The following is a 23790-nucleotide window of genomic DNA, read 5'->3' as shown; positions in this document are numbered from 1 at the left end:
AGTATTCAATTGCAAGGTCATTCAGTACTTCCCTCAAGAAAACCAGCCGCATCGGTCGGCTGAAATACGGTAATAGTCGCGCAAGCCAACTGTCGCTGCGCGTGATGAATCTGGCATTCGAAGGATCCGATGCCGTTGTCGGCCTGCAGGATCTTTTGCACCTGCACCCGCAATACGCTGCCGATCGGGAAGCAAGGGACGGCCGCTTCGTAGCGCCGCGTGCCAAGCAGGAAGCCGATTTTAACCGGCTCGCCGCGCAGGCGAGCCGCATAGCCCGCGTACGCGGCAATTGCCTGCGCCATGTATTCGACGCCGACCCAGCTGCCAACGCCATCTGCATTGGCAAACAGGCTGTCCGGCCGAATCAGCACCTCCGCACACAGATCCTCGGCGCCGACTTCAAGCACCCGATCCAGCAACACCATGGTGCCGGAATGCGGCAGCAGATCGCGAATAGCCGGCAGCGTATCTAAACTTGTCTGCATCATTCCCGCCCCAGCACCAAAGTCGCATTGGCGCCGCCAAATGCGAACGAATTGCTTAACGCCCAGCGCAAAGGATGCCCTAAGCTGTCGCCGGCAGCAATCAGGTTCAGGTCAGGCAAGCCAGGATCGCGGACGCCGTCCCATAAATGTGGCGGCAGGCGGCCTACCGGGTTACTGTCCTGCATCGCCAGCCAGCACAAGCCGGCTTCCACTGCGCCAGCGGCCCCCAGCGCATGGCCGGTAAATGGTTTGGTCGAACTGAGCGCAGTTTGCGCGCCGAACAGCTCGGCAATGACGCGGCCTTCCATCGCATCGTTTTGCACGGTCGCGGTACCATGCAAATTGATGTACTCCACCTGTTTGGCGCTAATCCCGGCACGTGACAATGCTTGTTCAATGGCGCTGCGCGCGCCACCTCCCGCTGGATCAGGGGCGGAAATATGGTAACCATCGGAGGATTCTCCCCAGCCGCGCAAGCTCACGGTCGAGGCTTCATTGCTCATCAAGAACAAGGCTGCGCCCTCGCCGATATTGATGCCGTTGCGATTGGCGCTAAATGGATTGCAGCGCGCAGCACTGACCGATTCCAGCGCCGCAAAACCGGCCACGGTAAAGCTGCACAAGGAATCAACTCCGCCGGTCAGCACGGCGTCGCATGCGCCCATTCTTATAAGGCGCGCCGCGCTGGCGATGGCCTTGCTGCTGGACGCACAGGCGCTGGAATGTACATAGGCTGGGCCGGTAATACCCAGCACGGCTGCCAGCGTCGCTGCTGGCGATCCCATCTCTTGTTGCCCATAGCTGAATTCGGCAGGAAACCGGCCATGCGCGGAACGATGCCGAAATGCTGCTTCGCTTTGCGCGATGCCGGAGGTGCTGGTGCCAAGCACGACTGCCACCCGATCCGCGCCAAAGCGTTCTAACGCGGCATCGACTTGCGGGCGAATTTGCGCCAGCGCCGCCAACGCAAGTTGATTGTTGCGGCTGCGCTGCTGCGGCGGCAAGGCATCGACGCCGGGCAAGATGGCGTCTACGCAACCCAAGGCCAGCTCCCGGCCAGCCGAATAGCGTGCCGTTGCGGCGACGCCGCTGTCACCGTCGAACAGGCGTCGGCTGATCTCGGCGTGGTTGTCGCCGAGCGGGCAAATCATGCCGAGGTGGTTAAGATAAAGCATGGTTATGGCGCAGTGGTTGGTTCGGCAACATCATCGCTGACCGATTCAATCGTCAAATGATAGTGATAACGCAGATTAGTCAGCTCAATCTTGCCACCCCAAGGTAATGCCGTACTGTAATCGATCACCATCACAGGTTCACCTTGCAGCGACAGCGTGCGCCGCAAACCCTGCTGCCGGATTTCCCAGCCAGCCGGCAGCGCCTGCCGAATGGCATCCACCGGCCACAAGGTCAATTGCGTGTCTTCCAGCACGTCTTCGGCACGCACCTGCGACGGCAGCATAGGATGCCGCCAGGATTGCAGCGTAACGCCATCATAGTGCAAGGTCAGCACGCGCTGGCCGAAAGCCAGCCCGACCATATTGAATTGCTGCGGATCGATTTCCAGCGCTGCATCCAGTTGATCGGTGCGACCGTTGCGCTCGACCGTCAGGTGCTGTTGCAGGCTGACGCTGGAACCCAATGTTGCCGGCGCCAGTTTCAAGCCCAGGCGTGCTGGCGGTGGCGCCGGCGGCGCAGCAGCGCAGCCGGCCAGCGCCAGCGCGGCCAACAACGTGACAAGACGACGGTGGGCCGCTCGACCTAGCTGCATATTTCCTCCAGCGTCGCCAGGCGCCGCTTGCTTTCCCTGACATAGGGATTGCTTTCGTCCCAGGCGTATCCAGCCAGGATCGCCGCAATCATGCGCCGCACTTCCGGTTGCTGGCGCTCATAGAAAATCACCTTCTGGAAACCGCCCGAGTACCAGGATTCGACAAAGGTACGGAAAGCATCCACACCCTTTTTCAACGGCGTCGCATACTCGCTCTGCCAATCGACTTCTTCGCCGGCAAACTGGCGCTTCAACGCCGCAGCAGCCAGGCTGGCGGATTTGACCGCGATCGTGACGCCGGAAGAAAACACCGGATCGAGGAATTCACCGGCGTTACCGAGCAAGGCATAGCCTTTGCCCCAGAGCGACTTGACGTTGGCCGAATAACCGACGATCTGCCGCGCCGGCGTATCCCAGCGCGCATTTTTCAACAGTTCGCGCGAAGCTGGGTCCTGCATCACCAGCGTCTGCAGACGCTCGGTCTCGCTACCCTTGAACTGCTCCAGGAAAGCCGTTTCCGCCACCACGCCGATTGAGCAACGGCCGCCGGCAAATGGAATCAGCCAGTACCAGACATCGCAATGTTCAGGATGCACGGTGATGCGTATCTTGTTGCGATCGAAACCGGCTGCAGTAATGCCGTCCTCGATATGGGTAAAGATGGCGCCGCGTACCGGGAAATTCGATGGCGTTTCCAATTGCAGCAGGCGCGGCAGGACACGGCCAAAGCCGCTGGCATCGAGCACGAAACCGGCTTCCACCACGTATTCCGTACCGTCTTCACGGCGCACAGTAACGCGTGGTTTGGCACCGTCCTGATCGAACGCCGTCACCACGTGACGGTACCGCACTTCCGCACCCTGGCGCGCGGCTTCATTCGCCAGTACGTGGTCGAAATGGGCGCGCTGCACCTGGTAGGTGGTGCCCCAGCCAGCCGAGTGCTTGTCGCGGAAATCGAAATCGGTATAACTATCGCCGCGGACAAAGGCGGCGCCGTTCTTGAACTGAAACCCGGCTTCGACCACCGCTTGCAGCATGCCAGCTTCCTGCAAGTATTCCATGCTCTGCGGCAGCAGGCTCTCGCCGATGCTAAAGCGTGGAAACTGTTCACGTTCCAGCACCAAGACCTGCCGGCCTTGCTTCAACAACAACGCTGCAGCTACCGATCCGGCCGGTCCAGCGCCGATCACCAGTACATCGCACTGCTCAACTTGTAATTGCATCTTCATCTTCCTGTTGTGAATCCTGGCTAAAACACGGCGCGATCATCCAGACAACCGCAATCCCGATCAACATCGTCAATCCAAATGCATGTAATGGCGGCGTGCCGGACAAGGCCAGCAAACCAAACGACAGCAAGGCGCTCGCTGCCGATAGACCAACGGTCAGCCAGGCAAAGCGCTCACGTTGCATCCCTTGCTCCTGCAGGAAAATCCCGTAGTCGACACCCAGGCCGAGGACCAGCATCAAGGCCAGCACATGGAACAACTGCAGCGGCTGGCCGTTCCAGCCGAGCAGCGCCAGTATCGCCAACGTAGCCAGGGCCGGCGACGCCAGCACACGCCAGGCCGCCAGGCGATAGCGCATGAACAGCAGCAGGTAAATCGCGGCATACGCGCACAGCAGCACCCAGCCCATGTATTGCCGGTAATCTCCCAATACAGAAGATATTTCGCTAACCTTGTCGACCCACTGCACGCCATCCAATTGGTTGGCGGCCTGTTTCAGAATCGGCAGATCGGCATAATTATTGACACCGCGCAGGGCCACAATGCTGGCATATACATTGCCCTGCGCACCCGTCACCTGGCCCAGCCATAGATGACGCGAAGGCTCGCTGGCGGTACTTTTCAAAAACTCGGCCGGGGTCAGTTCATGCCCTGCACTACCGCCGGCCAGTGCGCGATTGCGCATTTGCGTTACCCAAGCGGCATCTTCGCTCAGCTGCGCGGCCAGCATCTTCAGCGGCCCGTCGTCGCCCAACAATGCCTGGCTGACCAGCGCGCGGTTGGCATTTTGCGCCTGCAGCGATGGCGTCCAGTTAGACATCGCCTGATAACCGCTAATAATGTGCCGTGCCACCAGCGGCTCCAGTTTCAGCTTCAATGCTTCCTCGCGCTGCAATACCTGCTCCGCGCTGGCGCCGCGCACCAGATAGAACTGCACCGGGGTCGGCGCGTCGAGCAACTTGCCGAGCTTGATCTGCTCCGCGAGCAACTCTTTCGGCGGCGTTTGCAACGAACGGATATCGTCATTGACCTGCAAGCGCGCAATCCCGATCGATGCGAAGGCGGCAAACAATACCGCCGCCAGTAGGCTGGCGCGATTCCAACCTAGCAACGGCCAATGCCGCCGCGTACGACCGATCCAACCGGCAAAGCTGGAGCTTTTCAGCGTCGCCGGTTTGAGCAGCGCCGGAAACCAGAAAATCACTGTCAACCAGGCGAACACCAGACCGAGCACCGAAAACAGCGCCATTTGCCGCAATCCGGGAAACGGCGTCAGCGCCAGCCCAATGTAACCAATCACCGCCGCTGCCAACGTCAGCGTCAGGCCAGGCATCAGGCGTCGCAGCAATTGCGGCGAACCGAGCGACTGGTCGGCCGCCACCCGGCTACACAGGAAATAAATGCCATAGTCCTGCGCTACACCGATCAAGCTGGCGCCAAACACCAGCGTCAGCAGGTGTACTTGGCCAAAGATCATCCAACACAATGAAAACGCCGCCAGGCAACCGACCCCGATCGACAACACGATCATGCCGATCGGCCGCAGCGAGCGGAACGTCAGCCACATCAGCAACACGATGCCCAGTAACGAGCCGATGCCGATGGTCGACATCTCGCGGCTGGCCTGCGCGCTGCCAGCGCCGGCATGCAGCACCACGCCGGCACGGATCAATTCAACCGTCGGCACCGTATGGCGAGCCGCCGTAGCGGCCTGCTCCAACAACGGCAACAGCGCCTGCTGGGTCGCCATCGAGAAGGCCGGCTGGCGCAGGTTCAGCAGCAATACTATGTAAGGACGTCCCTTCTCCTCGACAAACAAATAGCCATCGCGCGGGCGTACCGGCGTTTCCTGCGCACGCGCCTGCACCCAGCCGCTGAACAGGCCGAATGGATCATCCTGCCATGCTCCCAGCTTGGGACCGGAGAATGGGCTATACAACTGCTGCAATGCGCTGTCGGCCCAATACTTGGCTGGCTGTTCGCGCAGGGCCTGTTGCTGCGCCGGAGTCAGCAAGCCGAGACGCATCTGCTGCGCCGGCGCCAGCCAGTCCTGCTGGCTTTGCGCACTCAGCTTGACGCTGCTTTGTAATAGCTCGGGATGTTTGGCCAGTACCGCGCTGTAACTGTCTGCAGCAGCTCGGGCTTGATCCCAATCGGCGGCGCCGACCATGACGATCAGGCGCTGCTGGGCGGCGTCGACCATATGCGTGAACGCCTGTTGCAAAACAGGATCACGCTGTTCGACCGGCAACAGGGCCAGGATGTCGGTATCCGGCACCACGCCCTTGACCAGCCACAGGTAGCCGTTGTGCGCCAGCAGCAAGCCGACCACCAGCGCCCAGACCAGCGCCATGCGCTTAGGCCAGGCGAATTTACTCAAGCGCAGCCCCTTCTTCAGCCGTCATCGCGGTCGGACCGCTTTGCAGGCCGGAGAACGTAATTTCAGTGTGATCGCCGCTGGCCTCGTCGATGGTGACGGTTTTGACATAGGCGCCGCCAGTCAGCGCCAGCGTGCCGATGGCCTTGGCCAACGCCGGCTCACGCGCCTTCAGCGCCACCTTCCAGCTATTGCCTTGCACGCTGCCATCCAGCTCAAACAGTTTGTCCAGTTGGCTCAGATCTCCGGCAAGCAACGAAAACAACACGCCGTTAATCATGCGCACCACCGGCTCCTGCTTGGCGTCCATGCGCATCGCGATGCGGTCGCCCTGCATCTGCACAATTTCATCGCGCTTCAGACGTAGCGTGTTCGGGAAAGGCTGCAAAGTACGCCACAACACGCCCTTGCCGCTGACCACGCAAAAGCGGCCATTGGAAAGCAATGGCTTCTTGATGCCGACCAGTTGCTTGCTCTGGTCAAAGCGGCCGCAAAGTATCGGCGGCCGGGCCAGCATGGCCTGGATCTTGTCGACCGGCGCTGCGGCGTGCGCCGGCAAGCCCGCGCACGCCAGCAGAGCGATCACTGGCAGGCTGCGAACGGCCCTGATCATGTTGATTAAACGCTTCATGTTTCAACGATTCCCAATTTTTGAAAGAGCACAGGCGGCGAAGCAAAGCACATTTCGCGCGTCGCCATATCCACCGCTACTTGCGTGGTGGTGCCGCGCGTCAGCCGCTGGCCACTGTGGATATCGGTGATGACATATTCGATCTTCAGGCGATTTTCCCATTCGATGATGTCGGCGCGTACTTTGATGTGCTGGCCGAAAGTCGCCGGATGCGCATAGCGCAGATGCAGGTCGATTACCGGCCAGCTGTAACCGGATTCCTGCATTTGCGGATAGTTGTAATTGATCGATTCCAGCAATGCGCAACGCGCCACTTCCAGATACTTGACGTAATTGCCGTGCCAGACGATTTCCATCGGATCGAGATCGTAGAACTGAATCTGCAGTTCGACTTCTGCCGACCAGCGGCTGCGCGGTTTGTCTTTTAGCGTGCTCATGGCGTTACGCGTACAACTGCCAATGTTTCAGGCGGATACGCTCCAGCAGCAAGCGCAAATCCGGCTCCAGCATGCGGTCTTCCTGTATCACGGCAATATCGGCGCCCAACTGCCCCATCATGTCTTGCAGATTCTGTTGCGGCTGTGCCGCGCCATCCACGCGGGAACGCAGCCATACGCCTTGGCGCACGCTGACCAGCAGCGCGGCAACCACCTGCTCGGTCAACTGCAATACCCGCATGCAGTCGCGAGCGGCAATCGTGCCCATGCTGACCTTGTCCTGGTTATGGCATTCAGTGGAGCGCGAGAAAACCGATGCCGGCATGGTCTGCTTGAGCGCTTCGGCGGTCCAGGCCGAAGCGCTGATCTGCAAGGCCTTCAAACCGTGGTTGATGCTGGCGCGCGGCCCTTCGGCGCCGGACAGGTTGGCTGGCAGACCATGGTTGTAGCGGCTATCGACCAGCAAGGCCATTTGCCGATCCAGCAGATCGGCGACGTTGGCGACCGCGTTTTTCATGCTGTCCATCGCAAACGCAATGTGACCGCCATAAAAATGGCCACCGTGCAGCACGCGTTCGTTTTCAGCATCGATGATCGGATTATCGTTGGCGCTGTTCAATTCGTTTTCAATCAACTGGCGCATCCAAGGCAATGCATCGGCCAGCACGCCGATCACGTGTGGCGCGCAACGGATCGAATAGCGGTCTTGCAGGCGCTTCTGGTTACGTGGTGCATCGTCGACCGGCAAATCCTGGCGCAGCCAGGCCGCGACCTGTTGCTGACCGCCATGCGGCTTGACGGAGAACAGCGTAGCGTCAAAGTGATGGGCATTGCCATCCAGCGCGAAACTGGCCATCGCCGTGATCCTGGTTGCGATCTGCACCAGATACTCAGCCCGATCATAGGCCAGGCAGGCCAACGCCGTCATCACCGCGGTGCCGTTCATGATCGCCAGACCTTCCTTCGGCCGCAGGCGCAGCGGCGTAATGCCGGCTGCGGCCAGGGCCGCGGCAGCCGGCACCTTGATGCCGTCGCGCCAGACTTCGCGCTCGCCGCACAGTACCGCCGCGAGATAGGACAGCGGCGTCAGGTCGCCGCTGGCGCCGACCGATCCTTCGGATGGAATCAGCGGCAGCAAATCTTCTTTCAACAAACGCGCGATTTGTTCCAGCAGGCCGACGCTGACGCCTGAATAGCCTTTGCTCAGCGAAGCTAGCCGGGTTGCCATGATGGCGCGCGCCTGCGCCGGACTGAACAATTCGCCGAGGCCGCAGCCGTGGTAAGTGTACAAATGATGCGGCAGCTCGGCGATGAGTTCCGGCGGCACGGTCACAGTGCAGGAATCGCCGTAACCGGTGGTCACACCATAGATGGTGCCGTCTTCGCGCAACAGGCGGTCGAGGAAATCGGCGCCGCGGGTAATCGCAGCGCGGAAAGTCGGTTCTTCGGACAGCTGGACCTGTGCGGCGCCGGATGCGATATCGACAATATCTTCAATCGTCAGCCGGCCCTGGTCAAAACAGACGGCGCGGCGGCGGTCAGTTGCGACAGGCGCAGTCACAGACGGGTCTTTCAATTCAGCGAGATGCATCTTGGTATCCAGATAAATGCCAGAAATCATAAAAATTGAACCATTGCAGCGGGGCCTTCAGGCAAAAGTGCTCCAGCCTCGCCGCATAAGCAGCAGCCAGTTCATCAAGGATCTGATCGCGGTTCTTGCGCGGCAGTTGGACCATTTCACGGAACAATTCGAAATGGCATTCGGAGCGGCCGTTCTTGGTCAGCGAAAACAACAGATAGACCGGGCATTGCAGCAAGCTGGCCAACACATACGGCCCCACCGGAAAGGCAGCGGTTTCACCGAGGAAGGAAGCGTGCGCCACGCGCGGCGATGGCGACACCGGAATCCGGTCGCCGGCAATGGCGACGAATTCGCCACGGCTGACTTTCTCCGCCAATATCATCGCGGTGGCCGGCGTCATCTCGGTCACCTGCATCAGATTCAGCTGGCTTTGCGGGTCAAGCTGCGCCAGCAGGCGGTTGAAGGCCTGGGCATGCTTGGTGTGCACCAGTACGGTAATACGCAGCGCGCTGCGCTGGCGCGACAGCACGCGGCACAACTCAAGATTGCCCAGATGCGCGCAAATCAGCAATCCGCCGCGCTGCGCCTCGATGTTCTCAATCATCTGTTCACGACCGTACGAGATCACCTCAGTAGTCTTGAACAGTCCGCCCCACAGCAGCATTTTGTCGAGAATATTTTCTGCAAACGCGCCGAAGTGCTGGAACACGCCAGGCAAACCCGACCGTATGCGGTTGTTGCTGGCTGCCTCCGGATCGTAGGCCCGCAGCCGTCGCAGATACTCTTGCGAGGCCTGCCGCGCCGCCGGCTTGCTCAGTAAATACCAGCCGAGCACGGGATACAAGGCGAGACGAAACGGCCAGCGCCCTGCGATCCGGTAAATCCAGAACAACAGTCGCATGCCGAGCACAAAGCTGGCTTCGTTGATCTGCGCCCAATGAGGTTTCGCTGTGCTCAACGCGCGCCCCATGGCGCCGACAAGCGGCGACCGAGCAGGCGCGGCGCGCGCCACAGCATGCCGAAAAACAAGGTCGCATGCAGGCGCGATATCAGTAAATTATCGAGACCGGCGCGGAAATGCGAGATGCCGTCCGTCGGATACGCAACCCTGGTCGGCAGATTAACGATGGCGACACCGTCCCAATACAGCCGCACCAGCACTTCGATATCGAAATTCATGCGCTCGCCGAGCTTGGTCCGCTGCGCCAGACGCACCAGCGAAGGCAACGGATAGACCCGGAATCCGCACATGGAATCCTTGATATCGAGCGACAAGGTATTGATCCAGACCCAGACATGCGTCAGATAACGCGCATACAGCCGCACTGACGGCACGCTGTCATCATATTGCGGGCAGCCGGCGATCAGGCTATCCGGCTTGGCGGCGGCCTGTTGCAGGAAGCGAGGAATGTCATCGGTACAATGCTGGCCGTCGGCATCGATCTGCAGCGCATGGGTATAGCCGGCCGTAGCAGCATGCTGGATGCCGGTCAGCACCGCCCCGCCTTTGCCGCGGTTGACGGCATGCCGCAACAAGGTTACCCGGTCAGGATTCGCAGCCGCCAGCGCGTCGAGCACGGCAGCGCAAGAAGCCGAGCTGGCGTCGTCGACCAACACACACGGCAAATCACGGGCCAGGACTGCTGCGACGACGGCGCCGATCGCATGCTCGTGGTTGTAGACCGGAATCACGGCACATGGCCTGAAAGCGGCGGGCAACTGGTTTGCCATGGGTTCAGGCTGGTACATCGGTGACTCCAAATGTGATACGGCCACTGGCATGCTGGCCTGCGGCTGATGTAATGCGAAATCCCAGACAGCTTTTTTGCGTGTCGTTATTCAGTTCCAGATGCACCACCATCCCGGGCGTGATCACGCGCTGGAACTTCAGCGCCAGCACGCCAAGGAATTGCGGCGCCAAGGTGAAGTATGCGCGACCATAATGAATCGCCCAATCAAGCTGCGCGACACCGGGCAAAATCGGTGCGCCATCGAAATGACCATTGAAATACAGTAAATCTTTCGGCACGGTCAATTCCAGCAAGATGCGCTCATCTCCCTGCTCCAACAGCCGATGCGCCGGCTTGGTCGGTTGCGCATCCGATGGTTCGCTGGCCGTCGATTGCGGTTCCAATAAAGCCAGCAGGTCGGCACGCGTGGTCTTGCCCTGCGCATTGAAGGGCAACGCACCCAGGTAACGCCAGCTGCGCGGCAATGCAATCGCTTCCACTGCGTGGGCGATGCCGTCCCGTAACTGGCGGTTCAAGACGAGCTTGCCCTGCTCCGCCAGAATTTCCCGACCGCCGTCGGAGAGCACAACAAAGGCGGCGATACGCTGACGTTGCTGATCTTCGACGCCATCGATCAGCAAGACGCGCGCATCCGTTACCGGCGCAAGCATCTTGAGCTGCCGCTCAATCGCATCCAATGAAATACGTTTCTCTTCAACCTTGACGATCCGATCGATCCGCCCCCTTAGCTGGAAACGCTGCTCGTCGACAGCTTGCACCTGATCCGCCATGGCAAACCATTCCATGTCGGGAAGATGCGGCGAACGTATTTCAAGCACGTTACCGGCAGCGCCAATGCGCCATGCAACCGTCGGCATCACCTGCCAGCTGTCATCGTTGCCGGCCTCGCGCTGACGCCAGGCTACTCCGCCGGTTTCCGAACTGCCGTAGACCTCGACCGGCACGCTGCCCAGCACCCGCCCCGCCTCGATTGCCACGTCCGGCGGCAACGGGCCACCGGAAGAAAATATCGCACGGATCGAAGAGAATGAAGACGAGAGTTCAGGCAATCGTTTCAGATGAGCCGGGCTGGATATCAAGACCGACTGCCGCTCGCCCAGTTGTGCCGGCAACTCTTCCAGATAGCCGATATGGCGGGCATGGATAACCCGCCCATTGGTCAACGGCCACAGCACCTTGAACAACAATCCGTAGATATGCTGATGCGATACCGTTGCGACAATATCGGCCGCGCCAATCCTGGCGCCGAACAATTGTTCGAGGGAGGCGACTTCGGTTGAAAGCTGCGCCAGATATTTCGGCACCGCTTGCGGCTCGCCGGTGCTGCCGGAGGTGTAAATCACCAGTCCTGGGAAATCCGGCAGTAAGGCCTTGAAATCCTGGCTTGCCATCACATCGTCGTTGCCTGCACAGACGGCTGGCGCCAACGGTGAATACTCGGCCGGAAAATCGCCCAGAAAGCCATCCACCACCGCGCTCAAGTTGGCGCAGGTGGCCGGCAGCATGTCTCCAGGCAGATAAACGGTTTTGCCGGCTTGCCAGGCGCCGAACAAGGCGCCGGCGAAGCTTGCGCTATCGACGCAATACAAGGCAAAACAAGATCCAGGCTGGATCAGCAGCAAGTCGCGCCAGGCGGCAACCTGTTCCAGCAGCCAGCTATAGCTCAACACCTCGCCATCACGCCAGGCAAATGGCCGCTCGCGATCACTCTCGGAAAGCGCGCTCAACGCGGTCAGCATATTGCGGGGTTCAAACATGCTGGGAGTCCGCCTGATGATGACGCTTGACGACTATCCGCACCAGGTACTCGCCGACGAACAAGATGCCCATCAGCAGATAGGCCAGCACGCCGTTATACAGCGACCACGCGGCTTCCGATGCCCATACGGCGGTATACAGCGCCAATAATCCGTTGACGATGAAGAATCCGCACCATACTTGGGTAACACGGCGTGTGTATGCCACCGCGTAAGCCGGCAACGCCGGATCGGTCAGGCGCGCCATACGCTCGATCACCGATGGCGGCGCATACAAGCTGTAAGAAAACACCGCCAGCATGCCAAGATTAACCAGAACCGGATAGAGCTTCAGCGGCAGCAAGGCATTGTTCCAGATGGCTGCGGCGGCCAGCAATAACGCGCCAGCCAGCCACCAGCGACTGCTCTTGTTGATTTTCAAGGTCGGCAAGCGAGTAGCCGCCGCCAGCACCAGCAGCAACGCGAGCAGACGCGGCTCGACCCGGCCGTGTCCGAACCATATCGCGAGCGGATACAGCAAGGTGACGAGCAAGGTCAACACAGTGGGCAGCCAGCGCCTGATGTTTTTCATACTGAGGTGTTGCCTGAGCGCTTACTAGGTTTCTTCCGCCAGCAGCGCGGCCAGTGCATCGACCACGTCCTGCACTGTCCGGACTGCCTTGAAAACGTCCGGCTGCAGGCGCTTGCCGGTCAGCTGCTTGAGCTTGACCACCAGGTCGACCGCATCGATGCTGTCGATATCCAGATCGGTATACAGGTTCGCTTGCGGCGTCACCTTGTCCTTGTCGATCTCGAACATCTCATGCAGCACGTCCACCAGCCACAGATAAATTTGTTCCTTGCTCATTGAAGCTGTCAACATCATGTCACACCGTCATTTCTTTCTATTGCTGGCAATCATCGCGGCAAGCGTTCGTACCGAAGCAAAATGGTTACGTGTCTCAGCCGAATCGGCCGATAATGAAATCCCGTAGCGTTTCTGAATCGCCACACCCAGTTCAAGCGCATCAATCGAGTCGAGGCCAAGGCCATCCACGAACAAAGGAGCATCGGCGACGATATCTGCCGGCGTAATGTCTTCCAACTGCAGGACATCGATGATGACCTGTTTGACTTCCTCTTCAAGCTGCTGCATTGACTTGACTTTCCTTCCTGAAATAATCCTGTAAATAGGCGGTTAAATGCCTTGCCGCCAGCACTTCGCTGCCGCTGTCGGCGACAAATCCGCTGACGTCGATATCATCTTTCACCTCGATGCTGAAATGCGCCGCTACCGGCGGCACCTGCCACCATTTGACACCTTTGCCCAATGTCGGCGGCAGGCAGCGAATCACCACCGGCGTCACATTCGACATGCTGCGCACGGCAATATTGGCGGCGCCGCGCTTCAGGTTGATCTGGCCGTCGCCGGCAGTGCGCGTGCCCTCGGGGAAAATAATCAGATTGCTGCCGCGCCGCAGTGAAGTGATGCAGTCATCCAGCAAGCCGTTGCCGTCATCGTCATTACTGATATAGCCGGCGGCGCATACCGGACCGCGCGTGAAAGGGTTGTCCCAGAGGCGTCCCTTGACGATGCAATCGGCGCGTTTAACAAAGGCCATCAAAAATACCGTATCGATCAGCGTCGGATGATTAGCCAGGATCAGCAAGCCCCGCCGCTCCAGTCTTTCCAGTCCGCTGATATCGTAGTTCAGCACGCCTATGCGGCGCATGAACCCGACAAACGCACGAAACACCAACCGAATCACGCGTCGCGCCACCGTCACGCGCAATTGCCGCTCCCAGATCAGCAGATTCAAAACGGGGAAAACTGACACGCGCAAGATCAGGCCACCAACGGCGAATACGACAAAACTGACTCCGGTAGCGATGACGCGCCAGTGACGATTCAAACGATTAAGCATGACGCTCCCAGCGCCAGCAACGCGCATCGACCGTACGCGCCAGTTCGGGGTCGCGCCGCAGATAAAAGGCCAGCACGTCGAGTCCACCAGGCTGCTGCAAGTCTGGCGCGGCCGCCGTGGTTACGGCATTGCCCTTGCCGTCAACGCCTGCCCACGACAGCGACATCGTTTCGGCAGAGTCGGCCGACGCCGGCTGCATCAGCCACGCCCAGGCAAACGATTGCTCCTGGCAATTCTGGAAAGCATGAAACACTTCAGGCAGTACGCCGTCGTAAACCACCAGCAGCACCGAAGGCGCGCCATCGGCGAGTAGCCCGCAAGCCTCGATCACCGCATGCTCGACCCCACTATGCCCGGCCGACAACGCCGAATGACTACCCTGATCATGCCGTGCAATTGAAAACAAACCGGCAGCGGCATTGTGAACCGACAAACTGAAGGCGGTTGGCGACAAAGGCAGTTCCTGCGCCAGGTCCGACAACAACTCGACCGAGCGCGTGCATTCGCCGTGGCGTGAACAGAATACGGTGGGGACATCGGTTTGCCCGTCAAGGCAACGATAGGCCACTTCCAGCGCCATCTTGCCGACAAATCCGGCGCGACGGCGCAACATGGCCGGCATGGCGGAAACCGCAGCATCGGCTTGGCCTGCAATCGTGAATGGGTTGCGAGCCCACGCCTGCCAGGCGGCCTCGGTATCCAGACCAGGCGCCCATGCCGCATGAGATGCAACTGAAAAACTGACTCCCCGGTCCATCATTTCACTACTCTCCAACGCCCATTGAATCGATCTTCATGTCCTGCCAACAATCTAGGGAGTTGAGCCGACTATTATTTTTATATTTCTTTACATTTCGGGCGGCATTATAAACTATGTGCCACGCGGAAACGTTGCAAACTGAACACGACCGTCTTGATTACATCGCTGCCCTTGCTCTCCTATGAAAACCAGCGCCCGAAACAGTTCCAGGCCATCCGGATCATGCATATTGCAGCTATCAGCACGGCGGAATATACAGCAAGTTTTGGCATTACAATATGTCACAAAACCCAAAAAAACGATCAATTTCAACACATTTTGACGACTATAAACAAAACCATTCTGGTAACCGGTGCAGCCGGGTATATCGGCTCCCATATCTGTGTTGCGCTTTTGACACAAAAATATACCGTCGTCGCCATCGACAATTTATCGAACGGTTCCATAGAAGCCATCCGGCGCGCCGAACATTGCGGCCAAGGCAACATGCATTTTTTCCAGATGGATATTGATGACCGACCAGCGCTGGATCATCTGCTCGCAACCCATGGCATTGATGCGGTCATCCATTGCGCCGGCCTGAAAGTGATGAGCGAATCGGTAGAGCAGCCATTGCCCTACTTCCAGACCAACGTCAGCGCCACGGTGTCGTTGCTGGAGGCATTGCGGCAGCATAACGTCAGAAACTTCATTTTCAGTTCTTCGGCGGCGGTATATGGCACGCCATCGATCATCCCGGTTGCAGAAACTGCCGCATTGCGAGCGGACAATCCGTATAGCCAGTCCAAATTGATGGTGGAGCAGATACTGTCGGACCTGAGCCAGGCGGACGACAGTTGGGCAATTGGCGTGCTGCGCTATTTCAATCCGGTCGGCGCCCATGTCAGCGGCATGCTCGGCGAATCGCCACGCGCCGGCCAAAGCAGCCTGCTACCGACGATAACCCGCGTTGCGCTTGGACAACAAGCAAGCTTGTCGATATTTGGCGGCGATTACCCTACCGCCGACGGCACCGGCGTGCGCGATTACATCCATGTCGAAGACGTTGCTGACGCGCATATCTCGGCCCTGCGCTATCTGTTTCGCCATCGTCGCGGCTTCACGCTGAACCTCGGCACCGGTCGCGGCTACAGCGTGCTGGAAATGCTGACTGCATTCGAGGAAGCCAGTGCGCGCCGGGTTCCTTACGAAATCAGGCCGCGCCGTATCGCGGACACGGCAGTCTGCTATGCCGATCCGACACAAGCGGCAACAGTATTAGGATGGCGGGCAAGGAAGGGCCTGGCGGACATGTGTGCGGACCACTGGCGCTGGCAATGCCAGAACCCGAACGGCTATGCTGAATGAGACGACAAACCGGCCTATCCCTGACGGCGCGGGTAACCCTCTGCGGTGATCCGCTCCCACACCTTGGTTTTCTCTTCTTCAGTCATGAAAACCCAATGGGCAACTTCGTTGACGGTGCGGCCACAGCCGCGGCAGACGTCGTCAAACGTGGTGGAGCAAACGGCAACGCATGGGGTATCGGGACGTTGGGGAGGAGACTCTGACATGCTTACCTTTGAATAAAATGACGAGGTCAATGCATTTCCCGCCAAGCCGACAGGATGCATTGCCATGATGCCTGCCATTCTATAACAGGCGCCGCCGATAGCCCGGTAACGAATGCAAGTCCTATCATTTCAGCAATGCAATTAGATGAACGGGTAAGAAGCAATATACAATCTTCCTTAAGCAAGCTTACCAGTCCGGTAAAACCTGCATTGCGGTCTGGATATCAGAACAGAAAGAAAATAAGTCATGGAGCAGAAGGCGCCACGTCGCACTCGCGAAAAAATCATGGATCTGTCGCTGCGACTCTTCAACGAGTTCGGCGAACCGAATATCACCACCACCATCATTGCCGACGAGATGAAAATTTCGCCGGGAAATTTGTATTACCATTTCCGCAACAAGGATGACATCGTCAATTCCATCTTCGTCACATTCGAAGAGGAAATCAGCCGCATGCTGGCCATGACGCAAGGTCAGCGCCCGACCATGCACGATGTCTGGCACTACCTGCACCATATGTTCCAGCTGATCTGGCGCTATCGCTTCTTCTATCGCGACCTGAACGACCTGCTGTCGCGCAACCGCACGCTGGAACTGCACTTCAAGGAAATCTTCGGCCACAAGATCGCGGTCGTCAAAGAGTTGTGCCAAGGCCTGCATGAAGGCAAGACACTGGAAGCCAGCCCGGCAGAGATCGATGCGCTGTCCAGCAACATGGTCGTAGTGGCCAGTTACTGGTTGTCGTATCAGTATGTCCTCAACCCGCGCCAGTACACTGAACAGGCGGTAGTTGAACATGCACTAGCGAGCGGCTGCTATCAGGTGCTGTCGCTGATGCACCCTTACCTGCGCGGTGAGACGCTTCTACATTTCGAACAATTGAAAACCAAATATTTGCAAACCAATGCCTGACGCCTCCACATGCCGCCGCAGCCACATCGCGGCCGCTCCCGGGCAACTCAGCTTCCTAACCAGATCGACATTGAACACATGAAATCTCTCTGCATCTATTGCGGCTCTTCCCCTGGCGCATCGCCAGTCTATGCGCAGGCCGCGCGTGCAATGGCGCAAGCCATGGTCAACGACAATATTGCGCTGGTATATGGCGGCGGCAACGTCGGCCTGATGGGCATCATCGCCGACGAAGTCATACGCTTGGACGGCCGCGCCACCGGTGTGATTCCGGAAGCGCTGCTACAAAAGGAATTGGGACACAAGGGTCTGACGCAACTGCATATCGTCAAGGACATGCACGAACGCAAGGCCATGATGGCGGAACTGTCCGACGGCTTTATCGCCATGCCAGGCGGCGTCGGCACCCTGGAAGAATTGTTCGAAGTCTTCACCTGGGCGCAGCTGGGATTTCACAAGAAGCCGATTGGCTTGCTGAACGTCGACGGCTTCTATGACGGTTTGCTGCAGTTCATCCAGCACATGGTGTCGCAGCGCTTCCTCAAGGGCGAACAAGCCGAACTGCTGATGGCCGAAGCGCAGCCCGAAGCGCTGCTGCAACGCTTCAGGTCGTTTGTACCGCTGCAAGTGACGAAGTGGCTGGACCGCACCACCATCTGAATCCGAAATGCAAACGGGGCGGTTGCCTGGCAACCACCCCGCTCTCTTCTTCCTGCCCGCTACTGGTTTAGGCTTGCAACGCCTGCTTGAAGTCCGCCACCAGATCAGCCGTGTCTTCAATGCCGATCGAGACCCGGATCAGCGATTCGCCGATACCCATGGCGGCGCGCCGCTCTGCGCCCATTTCGTAGAAAATGGTATGCGCGACAGCAATCACCAGCGTCCGGTTATCGCCCAGGTGGGTGCCGGAAATCGCCAGCTTCAAACGATTCAGATAATCGAAACAATCGATTTCCGGCTTCAATTCAAAACTGAACAAATAGCCGCTGCTGCGGAATAATTCACTCGCCAAGGCATGCTGCGGATGGGACTCCAGGCCCGGATAGTGAACGGCGGCGACGCGTGGATCGGCTTCCAGCATTTGCGCTACCGCCAGCGCACTGGCGCTGCTGCGCTCCATGCGCAAGGCGATGGTTTCCGAGCCCACGGCAATATGATGCGCCGCTTCAGGCCCGAGCGAAGCGCCGAAATCGCGCAGGCTCTTGGCGCGGATTTGCGCCAACGCCCACTGCGCTTCCGGGTTGCGCTTGTAGGCATCGTAGATATTCGGAAAACGGGTCCAGTCAAACAAACCTGTATCGGTGACTGCGCCGCCCAGCGCATTGCCATGGCCGCCAATCGATTTGGTCAGCGAGTTGATCACCAGGCCGGCGCCAACCGTTTTGGGTTGGAACAGGTAAGGCGAAGTCATGGTGTTGTCGACCACGAACAGAATCCCGCGCGCGCGGCACAACTCGCCGATCCGCTTGAGATCTGCAACCTGGGTACGCGGATTAGCGATGGTTTCGACGAACACCATGCGCGTCGCCGGCGTCAACGCAGCTTCCACTTGCGCCACATCAGTGGCGTCAACCATGCTTACCTTGCCACTCTGGGCGCCAAAGGTTTGCCACATGCTGGCGGTATTGCCGAACAAAAATGCCGAAGACACTACATGATCGCCTTCGCGCAACAAGGCCTGGATCAGTGCGCCGATGGCCGCCATGCCGGACGCGAAACAGATGGTGGCGAGACCGCCCTCCATCTTGGTAACCTTGTCTTCCAATGCCGAGACAGTAGGATTGCCCTGGCGTCCATAGCGATAGCCCGATTGCTTGCCCTGGAACACTTCAGCCAACTGGCGTGCATCGCTATAGCCCCAGGTGACCGAGGTATGGATTGGCTTGTGCGGGGCGCCGTGCTCGATTGTCTTCTGGCGGTCGCTGTGCAGGATGGTGGTGGTGAAACCGTATTTTTGTGTCATGTTTGGATCTTTACTTGTCGGGCCTTTTGTCTCGCCCAAAACACGAAAGGCACAAAAACAAACCGAATGAGAGAAGTCATTAACGGATATTTTCGTGCCTTTCGTGCTTTGCGTGGCCCAGTTTCTTAAGCTGAATATTGCATACGTTCAGAAAGTAAAATCAGTCGACTTGTGCCAAGCTCAGATTCAACTGCGAACGCACGCCTTCTTCAGCCTCAGGCTTCGGATTATTCCGTGCAAACTCGATACGATCGAGGTAATCGCGCGAAATATCGCCGGTGATGTAGTTGCCGTCAAAGCAGGATGCTTCGAAATTCAGCAGCAGCGGATTGGTATCGGAGATCGAACGCTTCAACGCATCGATATCCTGGTACACCAGCGCATCGGCAGTAATTTCACGGCAGACTTCTTCGTCGGTACGGCCGTAGGCAATCAGTTCGCCGCGGGTCGGCATGTCGATGCCGTAGACATTCGGGAACTTGACCGGTGGCGCTGCCGAGGCAAAGATCACGCGCTTGGCGCCGGAATCGCGCGCCATTTGCACGATTTCGCGGCTGGTAGTGCCGCGCACGATCGAGTCATCAACCAGCAACACGGTCTTGCCTTTGAACTCGGAACCGATCGCATTCAGTTTCTGACGTACCGATTTCTTGCGGATCGCCTGCCCTGGCATCAGGAAGGTGCGGCCGATGTAACGGTTCTTGATGAAGCCTTCGCGATACTCGATGCCCAGCTTGAGCGCCAGCTGGATAGCCGCCGGACGCGACGAATCGGGGATCGGCATGACCACGTCGATGTCGCCGCTGCGGAATTCGCGCTTGATCTTGTCAGCCAGGTACTCACCCATTTTCAAACGAGTGGCGTACACCGAGGCGCCGTCGATGATCGAATCCGGACGTGCCAGGTAGACGAACTCAAACGCGCATGGATTCAGGGTTGGATTTTCAGCGCATTGCTGGTTGTACATCTGGCCGTCGATATCGATGAAAATCGCTTCGCCCGGCATCACATCGCGCAGGAAACGGAAGCCCAGGCCTTCCAGTGCAACCGATTCGCTGGCGACCACGTATTCGGTGCCCTTGTCGGTTTCGTTGGCACCGATGCACAGTGGACGAATGCCGTAAGGATCGCGGAAAGCCAGCAAACCGTGGCCGGCGATCTGCGCCACCACTGCATACGAACCACGCACCCGGCGATGGACGTTGGCGACCGCCTTGAACAACACGCTAGGATCAAGCGAATAGCCGATCGTGGCTTGCTGGATTTCGTGCGCGAGCACGTTCAGCAGCACTTCGGTATCGGAATCAGTGTTGATGTGCCGGCGATCGTTCTTGAACATCTCGATCTTCAGCTGCTCAGCGTTGGTCAGGTTGCCGTTATGCGCCAGGATGATGCCGAACGGGGCATTGACGTAAAACGGTTGTGCTTCTTCCGCGCTGGCAGTGCCGGCGGTCGGGTAGCGCACTTGGCCAATGCCGTAGTTGCCTGGCAGCGAGCGCATGTTACGGGTACGGAAGACGTCGCGCACCAGGCCGTTGGCCTTGTGCATGAAAAATCCGTTGCCGTGATTGGTTGCGATCCCTGCCGCATCCTGACCGCGGTGTTGCAAAAGCAACAAGGCATCATAAATGAGTTGATTGGCTGGGTTTTGGGAAGCGATGCCGACTATGCCACACATGGTGGACTCCTAAACAATAAACAATCCGTTACGGCTCAATGGCAGCTGCGTGAAGACGCAGGCAATCCATTACAGCAAATTCAAAACTTCAGGTGGCTCGCGAACGCCCCTGGCAAATAGGGGATGACGGTTCGCGCCGCGGTTTCCGCCAGCGGGCTCAGCATCGCATCGCGCCAGAAAGGCTGTTGCGGTATTGCCGTAGCGCCACACACCAGGACTGCCGCCAGCACGATCACCACGCCACGCGCCAGTCCGAATATCACACCCAGCCCGTGATCCACCACTCCCAGACCACTGGCCTTGATCACGGCATTGATAGCCATGCTGAACAACATCATTAATAACCTTACGCCAATAAACAGCGCCAGGAAAGCCACGATTAATCGGGTTACATTTCCGGGAATTGCATCGGGGAGCAATTCTGCCAGATTTTCACCATATGCGTTGGCGACCACCAAAGCAATCACCCAGCTCGCCAGCGACAGGATTTCCTTCACCAGGCCGCGCAAAGTACTGATCACCACCGAGCAGATCAGCACGAACAACACCAGATAATCGAAAATTGTCACGCGGCTCGGAGGGTTCTGATCAGTAATCTATATGGCGCAAATAGCGCGAAAATCAAGCTGCGCGCATCTGCCCCGCACCAGCTCCCATTTATCAGCCCGGGATCAAACTGCCGTTGAGGCCGAGTTTGGCCAGCTTGGCGCGTGCTTTTTCAGCTTCTTCCTTGCTGCTGAACGGACCGACACGAATGCGGATGCGCTCGCCGCTGGCGGTCGGCACTTTTTGCGTATAGGAGCGAATGCCGGCGTCTTTCAGCTTGCCCTGCAGTTCATTGACCCTGTCCTGGGACTCCAGCGCGGCAACCTGCAGCACGAATTTGCCCGGCTTTTTCTCCGGCGCCGGCGCGACATCGCTATGGCCATCCAGAATCGCCAGTGCACGGGCTGAATCGTCACTCTTGTCGGCTACAGAGTCTGGCTTCTTGACCTCAGCTTTCGGTTTGGCTTCCGGCTTTGGCTTCACTTCGGGTTTAGGCGCAACCGGGGGTTTCGGCACCGGCGGCGTGACAACAGCAAGGTTATCGGGAGCTGCAGGCTTGACAGTGGCGCTTGCCGGCGGCGTTGTTGCCGGTGCAGCGACAGGCAGCGGAGTCACGGCAGCTGCGGCTGGCGGTGTGCTGCTGGCCGGATCAACGATTTCTTCCTGCTTATCAAGGCCGCTACTGCTCACTGACGCAGCGGAGCTGGCAGAAGCGCTGGCTTCCGGCTTGTCGCGCGAAGGAATCTGGATGGCAATATCTTCCGGCAGCGATTTCGGTTCGGAATCGAGGATCATCGGCAGCACGATCACCACCGCCAACACCAGCGCGACGGCGCCTACCAGGCGGCGACGGGCGCGTTTCTTTTCCGGCAGCACCGGATCCACCGCTTCGTTCTGCTGATTGGCCGCCTTGCTGGTGCGCGCCTTGCGGCTGCGCAAAGGCAGTTCTGGCTGCTCGGCGCCGGGGCCGATTCCGATATCGTCCCGGGAACGGTAAACGCCCTGGTCAGGGTCGGTTTGCTGCTTGTTTTTGCGAAGAAAAGAGAACAAACCCATGCGATATATTTTGCTAGTTGGCGGATCCGAATCGAATCCGCTTGAAAATCGTCAGTGGAATCCGGATTTCCTGGCTTGCATTACGCCGGCCACCGTCAGGAATGATCCGAAAACCACAATTCTATCATTCTCACCTGCCCTGCTTAAGGCATTTGCATAGGCTTCTGCAGGAGAATCGAAGGAAAGCACGCTGGATTCCGCGTTGGCGCTGTCCCCGGAATGGACACCAGCCTCGGCTAAACGTTCTTTCAATTGCTCGCCGGAGGCCGCGCGCGGCAATGGCAACGCGGTCAGGCACCAATGATCGATGCGGCCCTTCAACTGGGCGACGATGCCTTCGATATCCTTGTCCAGCATGGCGCCAAACACCGCGTAGGTGTAGGGATGGAAGCCCATGTTGTCGAGATTCTGCGCCAGCGTCGCCGCTGCATGCGGATTATGTGCGACGTCGAGGATCACCAGCGGCTGCCCTGGCAGCACTTGGAAACGCCCCGGAAGATCCATCATGGCAAAGCCGTTGCGTACTTCCTGGGCGCCGACCGGCAAACGATCGCGCAGCACTTCCAATGCAGCCAATGCCGCCGATGCATTCAGCAACTGATTGGCCCCGCGCAGGCTGGGATAACCGAGTGAATTGCGGCGCTGGCCGCGGCCGCCGTAGTTCCATTGCTGCTTGTCGCCGGTATAGTTGAAATCACGCCCCATCAGCCACAGGTCGGCGCCAATCGCATTGGCGTGATCGATCAGCGATTGCGGCGGCATCGGGTCGCTGCAGATGGCAGCTCTGCCGGCGCGGAAGATGCCGGCCTTTTCAAAGCCGATTTTCTCGCGGGTATCGCCTAGGTAATCGGTATGGTCGATATCGACGCTGGTGACGATCGAAACGTCAGCGTCGACAATATTGACCGCATCCAGCCGACCGCCAAGGCCGACTTCGAGGATCACCACGTCGAGGTTGGCATTGGCCAGCAAATGCATGATGGCCAAGGTCGTGAATTCGAAATAGGTCAGCGAAATATCGCCGCGCTGCGCTTCCACCGCTTCAAAACTGGCAATCAACGCTGCATCCGATGCCGATTCGCCGCCGATACGGGCGCGTTCGTTGAAATCCAGGAAGTGCGGCTTGATGTAGAGCCCGACCTTGTAGCCGGCGCGCAGCAGGATCGACTCCAGCATGGCGCAGGTCGATCCCTTGCCATTGGTGCCGGCGACCATGATGACCGGACAGGAGAATTGCAGCTGCAGCCGCTCCTTCACCTGCACTACCCGGTCTAGGCCCATATCGATGGTCTTGAAATGACGTGACTCAAGCAATGTGAGCCAGTCGGCGAGCGTTACCGGTTTAGGCGGCATGTTTGGCATATGAAAACCCAGCGAAAAGCCTGCTCCGGCAACTGCAA

25 protein-coding genes are annotated in these 23790 nt (G+C 58.7%); 3 read left to right on the top strand and 22 right to left on the bottom strand.

All coding sequences use genetic code 11. The features are described from left to right. Nucleotides 1-17: 17 nt before the first annotated feature. Genes ACIPF8_RS02450 through ACIPF8_RS02375 form a run of 16 tightly spaced genes read right to left on the bottom strand, consistent with a single transcriptional unit; the run spans nucleotide 18 to nucleotide 14681 of the window. Nucleotides 18-485, bottom strand: a complete 468-nt coding sequence (locus ACIPF8_RS02450; protein WP_400416890.1) for a 3-hydroxylacyl-ACP dehydratase — start codon at nucleotides 483-485, stop codon at nucleotides 18-20. Continuing rightward, complete coding sequence (locus ACIPF8_RS02445) at nucleotides 485-1660, bottom strand: beta-ketoacyl-ACP synthase (RefSeq protein WP_400416889.1); 1176 nt, start codon at nucleotides 1658-1660, stop codon at nucleotides 485-487. The genes ACIPF8_RS02450 and ACIPF8_RS02445 overlap by 1 nt, the downstream gene beginning before the upstream one ends. A 2-nt stretch (nucleotides 1661-1662) precedes the next feature. After that, on the bottom strand, nucleotides 1663-2253 hold the full coding sequence (locus ACIPF8_RS02440; RefSeq protein WP_400416888.1) for a DUF3261 domain-containing protein: 591 nt from the start codon (nucleotides 2251-2253) through the stop codon (nucleotides 1663-1665). Then, on the bottom strand, nucleotides 2244-3476 hold the full coding sequence (locus tag ACIPF8_RS02435; protein ID WP_400416887.1) for an NAD(P)/FAD-dependent oxidoreductase: 1233 nt from the start codon (nucleotides 3474-3476) through the stop codon (nucleotides 2244-2246). The genes ACIPF8_RS02440 and ACIPF8_RS02435 overlap by 10 nt, the downstream gene beginning before the upstream one ends. Then, nucleotides 3460-5835 (bottom strand): MMPL family transporter, encoded by a 2376-nt coding sequence (locus tag ACIPF8_RS02430; protein WP_400417015.1) that lies wholly within the window; start codon nucleotides 5833-5835, stop codon nucleotides 3460-3462. The genes ACIPF8_RS02435 and ACIPF8_RS02430 overlap by 17 nt, the downstream gene beginning before the upstream one ends. A 19-nt stretch (nucleotides 5836-5854) precedes the next feature. After that, a complete protein-coding gene (locus tag ACIPF8_RS02425; protein ID WP_400417014.1) occupies nucleotides 5855-6472 on the bottom strand; it encodes an outer membrane lipoprotein carrier protein LolA in 618 nt (205 codons plus the stop codon). Nucleotides 6473-6486: 14 nt separating this feature from the next. Further along, on the bottom strand, nucleotides 6487-6927 hold the full coding sequence (locus tag ACIPF8_RS02420; RefSeq protein WP_061533564.1) for a thioesterase family protein: 441 nt from the start codon (nucleotides 6925-6927) through the stop codon (nucleotides 6487-6489). Between the two features lie 4 nt (nucleotides 6928-6931). Continuing rightward, the gene (hutH, locus tag ACIPF8_RS02415) at nucleotides 6932-8518 is read right to left on the bottom strand and encodes a histidine ammonia-lyase (protein WP_400416886.1); all 1587 of its coding nucleotides are present in this window, start codon (nucleotides 8516-8518) and stop codon (nucleotides 6932-6934) included. Next, on the bottom strand, nucleotides 8505-9479 hold the full coding sequence (locus ACIPF8_RS02410; protein ID WP_400416885.1) for an acyltransferase: 975 nt from the start codon (nucleotides 9477-9479) through the stop codon (nucleotides 8505-8507). The genes hutH and ACIPF8_RS02410 overlap by 14 nt, the downstream gene beginning before the upstream one ends. Further along, nucleotides 9464-10258: a glycosyltransferase family 2 protein gene (locus ACIPF8_RS02405; RefSeq protein WP_400416884.1), complete on the bottom strand. Its 795-nt coding sequence runs from the start codon at nucleotides 10256-10258 to the stop codon at nucleotides 9464-9466. The genes ACIPF8_RS02410 and ACIPF8_RS02405 overlap by 16 nt, the downstream gene beginning before the upstream one ends. After that, nucleotides 10245-12017 (bottom strand): AMP-binding protein, encoded by a 1773-nt coding sequence (locus ACIPF8_RS02400; protein ID WP_400416883.1) that lies wholly within the window; start codon nucleotides 12015-12017, stop codon nucleotides 10245-10247. Before ACIPF8_RS02400 ends, ACIPF8_RS02405 begins: the two co-directional genes overlap by 14 nt. Next, nucleotides 12010-12588, bottom strand: a complete 579-nt coding sequence (locus ACIPF8_RS02395; protein WP_400416882.1) for a hypothetical protein — start codon at nucleotides 12586-12588, stop codon at nucleotides 12010-12012. Before ACIPF8_RS02395 ends, ACIPF8_RS02400 begins: the two co-directional genes overlap by 8 nt. Nucleotides 12589-12612: 24 nt before the next feature. Then, nucleotides 12613-12864 (bottom strand): acyl carrier protein, encoded by a 252-nt coding sequence (locus ACIPF8_RS02390; protein ID WP_400416881.1) that lies wholly within the window; start codon nucleotides 12862-12864, stop codon nucleotides 12613-12615. A 27-nt stretch (nucleotides 12865-12891) separates the two neighbouring features. Then, on the bottom strand, nucleotides 12892-13152 hold the full coding sequence (locus ACIPF8_RS02385) for a phosphopantetheine-binding protein (protein ID WP_400416880.1): 261 nt from the start codon (nucleotides 13150-13152) through the stop codon (nucleotides 12892-12894). Continuing rightward, nucleotides 13139-13921 carry a lysophospholipid acyltransferase family protein gene (locus tag ACIPF8_RS02380; protein WP_400416879.1) on the bottom strand — a complete coding sequence of 261 codons (783 nt, stop codon included), beginning with the start codon at nucleotides 13919-13921 and terminating at the stop codon, nucleotides 13139-13141. The genes ACIPF8_RS02385 and ACIPF8_RS02380 overlap by 14 nt, the downstream gene beginning before the upstream one ends. Continuing rightward, a complete protein-coding gene (locus ACIPF8_RS02375) occupies nucleotides 13914-14681 on the bottom strand; it encodes a beta-ketoacyl synthase chain length factor (protein ID WP_400416878.1) in 768 nt (255 codons plus the stop codon). Before ACIPF8_RS02375 ends, ACIPF8_RS02380 begins: the two co-directional genes overlap by 8 nt. A gap of 318 nt (nucleotides 14682-14999) precedes the next feature. Between ACIPF8_RS02375 and galE the strand changes: the two genes are divergently transcribed. Then, complete coding sequence (gene galE, locus ACIPF8_RS02370) at nucleotides 15000-16028, top strand: UDP-glucose 4-epimerase GalE (RefSeq protein ID WP_400416877.1); 1029 nt, start codon at nucleotides 15000-15002, stop codon at nucleotides 16026-16028. 14 nt (nucleotides 16029-16042) lie between these two features. On the opposite strand, the gene ACIPF8_RS02365 is transcribed toward galE, so the two are convergent. After that, a complete protein-coding gene (locus ACIPF8_RS02365) occupies nucleotides 16043-16234 on the bottom strand; it encodes a DUF1289 domain-containing protein (protein WP_061539923.1) in 192 nt (63 codons plus the stop codon). 247 nt (nucleotides 16235-16481) lie between these two features. Between ACIPF8_RS02365 and ACIPF8_RS02360 the strand changes: the two genes are divergently transcribed. Next, nucleotides 16482-17147 (top strand): TetR/AcrR family transcriptional regulator, encoded by a 666-nt coding sequence (locus tag ACIPF8_RS02360; protein WP_061533573.1) that lies wholly within the window; start codon nucleotides 16482-16484, stop codon nucleotides 17145-17147. A gap of 78 nt (nucleotides 17148-17225) precedes the next feature. Continuing rightward, nucleotides 17226-17807: a TIGR00730 family Rossman fold protein gene (locus ACIPF8_RS02355; protein WP_400416876.1), complete on the top strand. Its 582-nt coding sequence runs from the start codon at nucleotides 17226-17228 to the stop codon at nucleotides 17805-17807. A gap of 67 nt (nucleotides 17808-17874) precedes the next feature. Here ACIPF8_RS02355 and ACIPF8_RS02350 read toward each other — a convergent pair whose 3' ends face one another. The 5 genes from ACIPF8_RS02350 to folC form a co-directional block, all read right to left on the bottom strand. Next, nucleotides 17875-19110 carry a cystathionine gamma-synthase family protein gene (locus ACIPF8_RS02350; protein WP_400416875.1) on the bottom strand — a complete coding sequence of 412 codons (1236 nt, stop codon included), beginning with the start codon at nucleotides 19108-19110 and terminating at the stop codon, nucleotides 17875-17877. A gap of 160 nt (nucleotides 19111-19270) precedes the next feature. After that, complete coding sequence (purF, locus tag ACIPF8_RS02345) at nucleotides 19271-20788, bottom strand: amidophosphoribosyltransferase (protein WP_400416874.1); 1518 nt, start codon at nucleotides 20786-20788, stop codon at nucleotides 19271-19273. 80 nt (nucleotides 20789-20868) lie between these two features. Next, nucleotides 20869-21357, bottom strand: coding sequence for a CvpA family protein (locus ACIPF8_RS02340; protein ID WP_400416873.1), 489 nt, complete (start codon nucleotides 21355-21357; stop codon nucleotides 20869-20871). Nucleotides 21358-21448: 91 nt separating this feature from the next. After that, nucleotides 21449-22390, bottom strand: coding sequence for an SPOR domain-containing protein (locus ACIPF8_RS02335; protein ID WP_400416872.1), 942 nt, complete (start codon nucleotides 22388-22390; stop codon nucleotides 21449-21451). A 51-nt stretch (nucleotides 22391-22441) separates the two neighbouring features. Next, nucleotides 22442-23743 carry a bifunctional tetrahydrofolate synthase/dihydrofolate synthase gene (folC, locus tag ACIPF8_RS02330; protein ID WP_400417013.1) on the bottom strand — a complete coding sequence of 434 codons (1302 nt, stop codon included), beginning with the start codon at nucleotides 23741-23743 and terminating at the stop codon, nucleotides 22442-22444. Between the last annotated feature and the right edge of the window lie 47 nt (nucleotides 23744-23790).

Source organism: Collimonas sp. NPDC087041 (assembly GCF_044745265.1).
Taxonomy (GTDB): domain Bacteria; phylum Pseudomonadota; class Gammaproteobacteria; order Burkholderiales; family Burkholderiaceae_D; genus Collimonas.
This window is presented reverse-complemented; position numbering and strand designations above follow the sequence as displayed.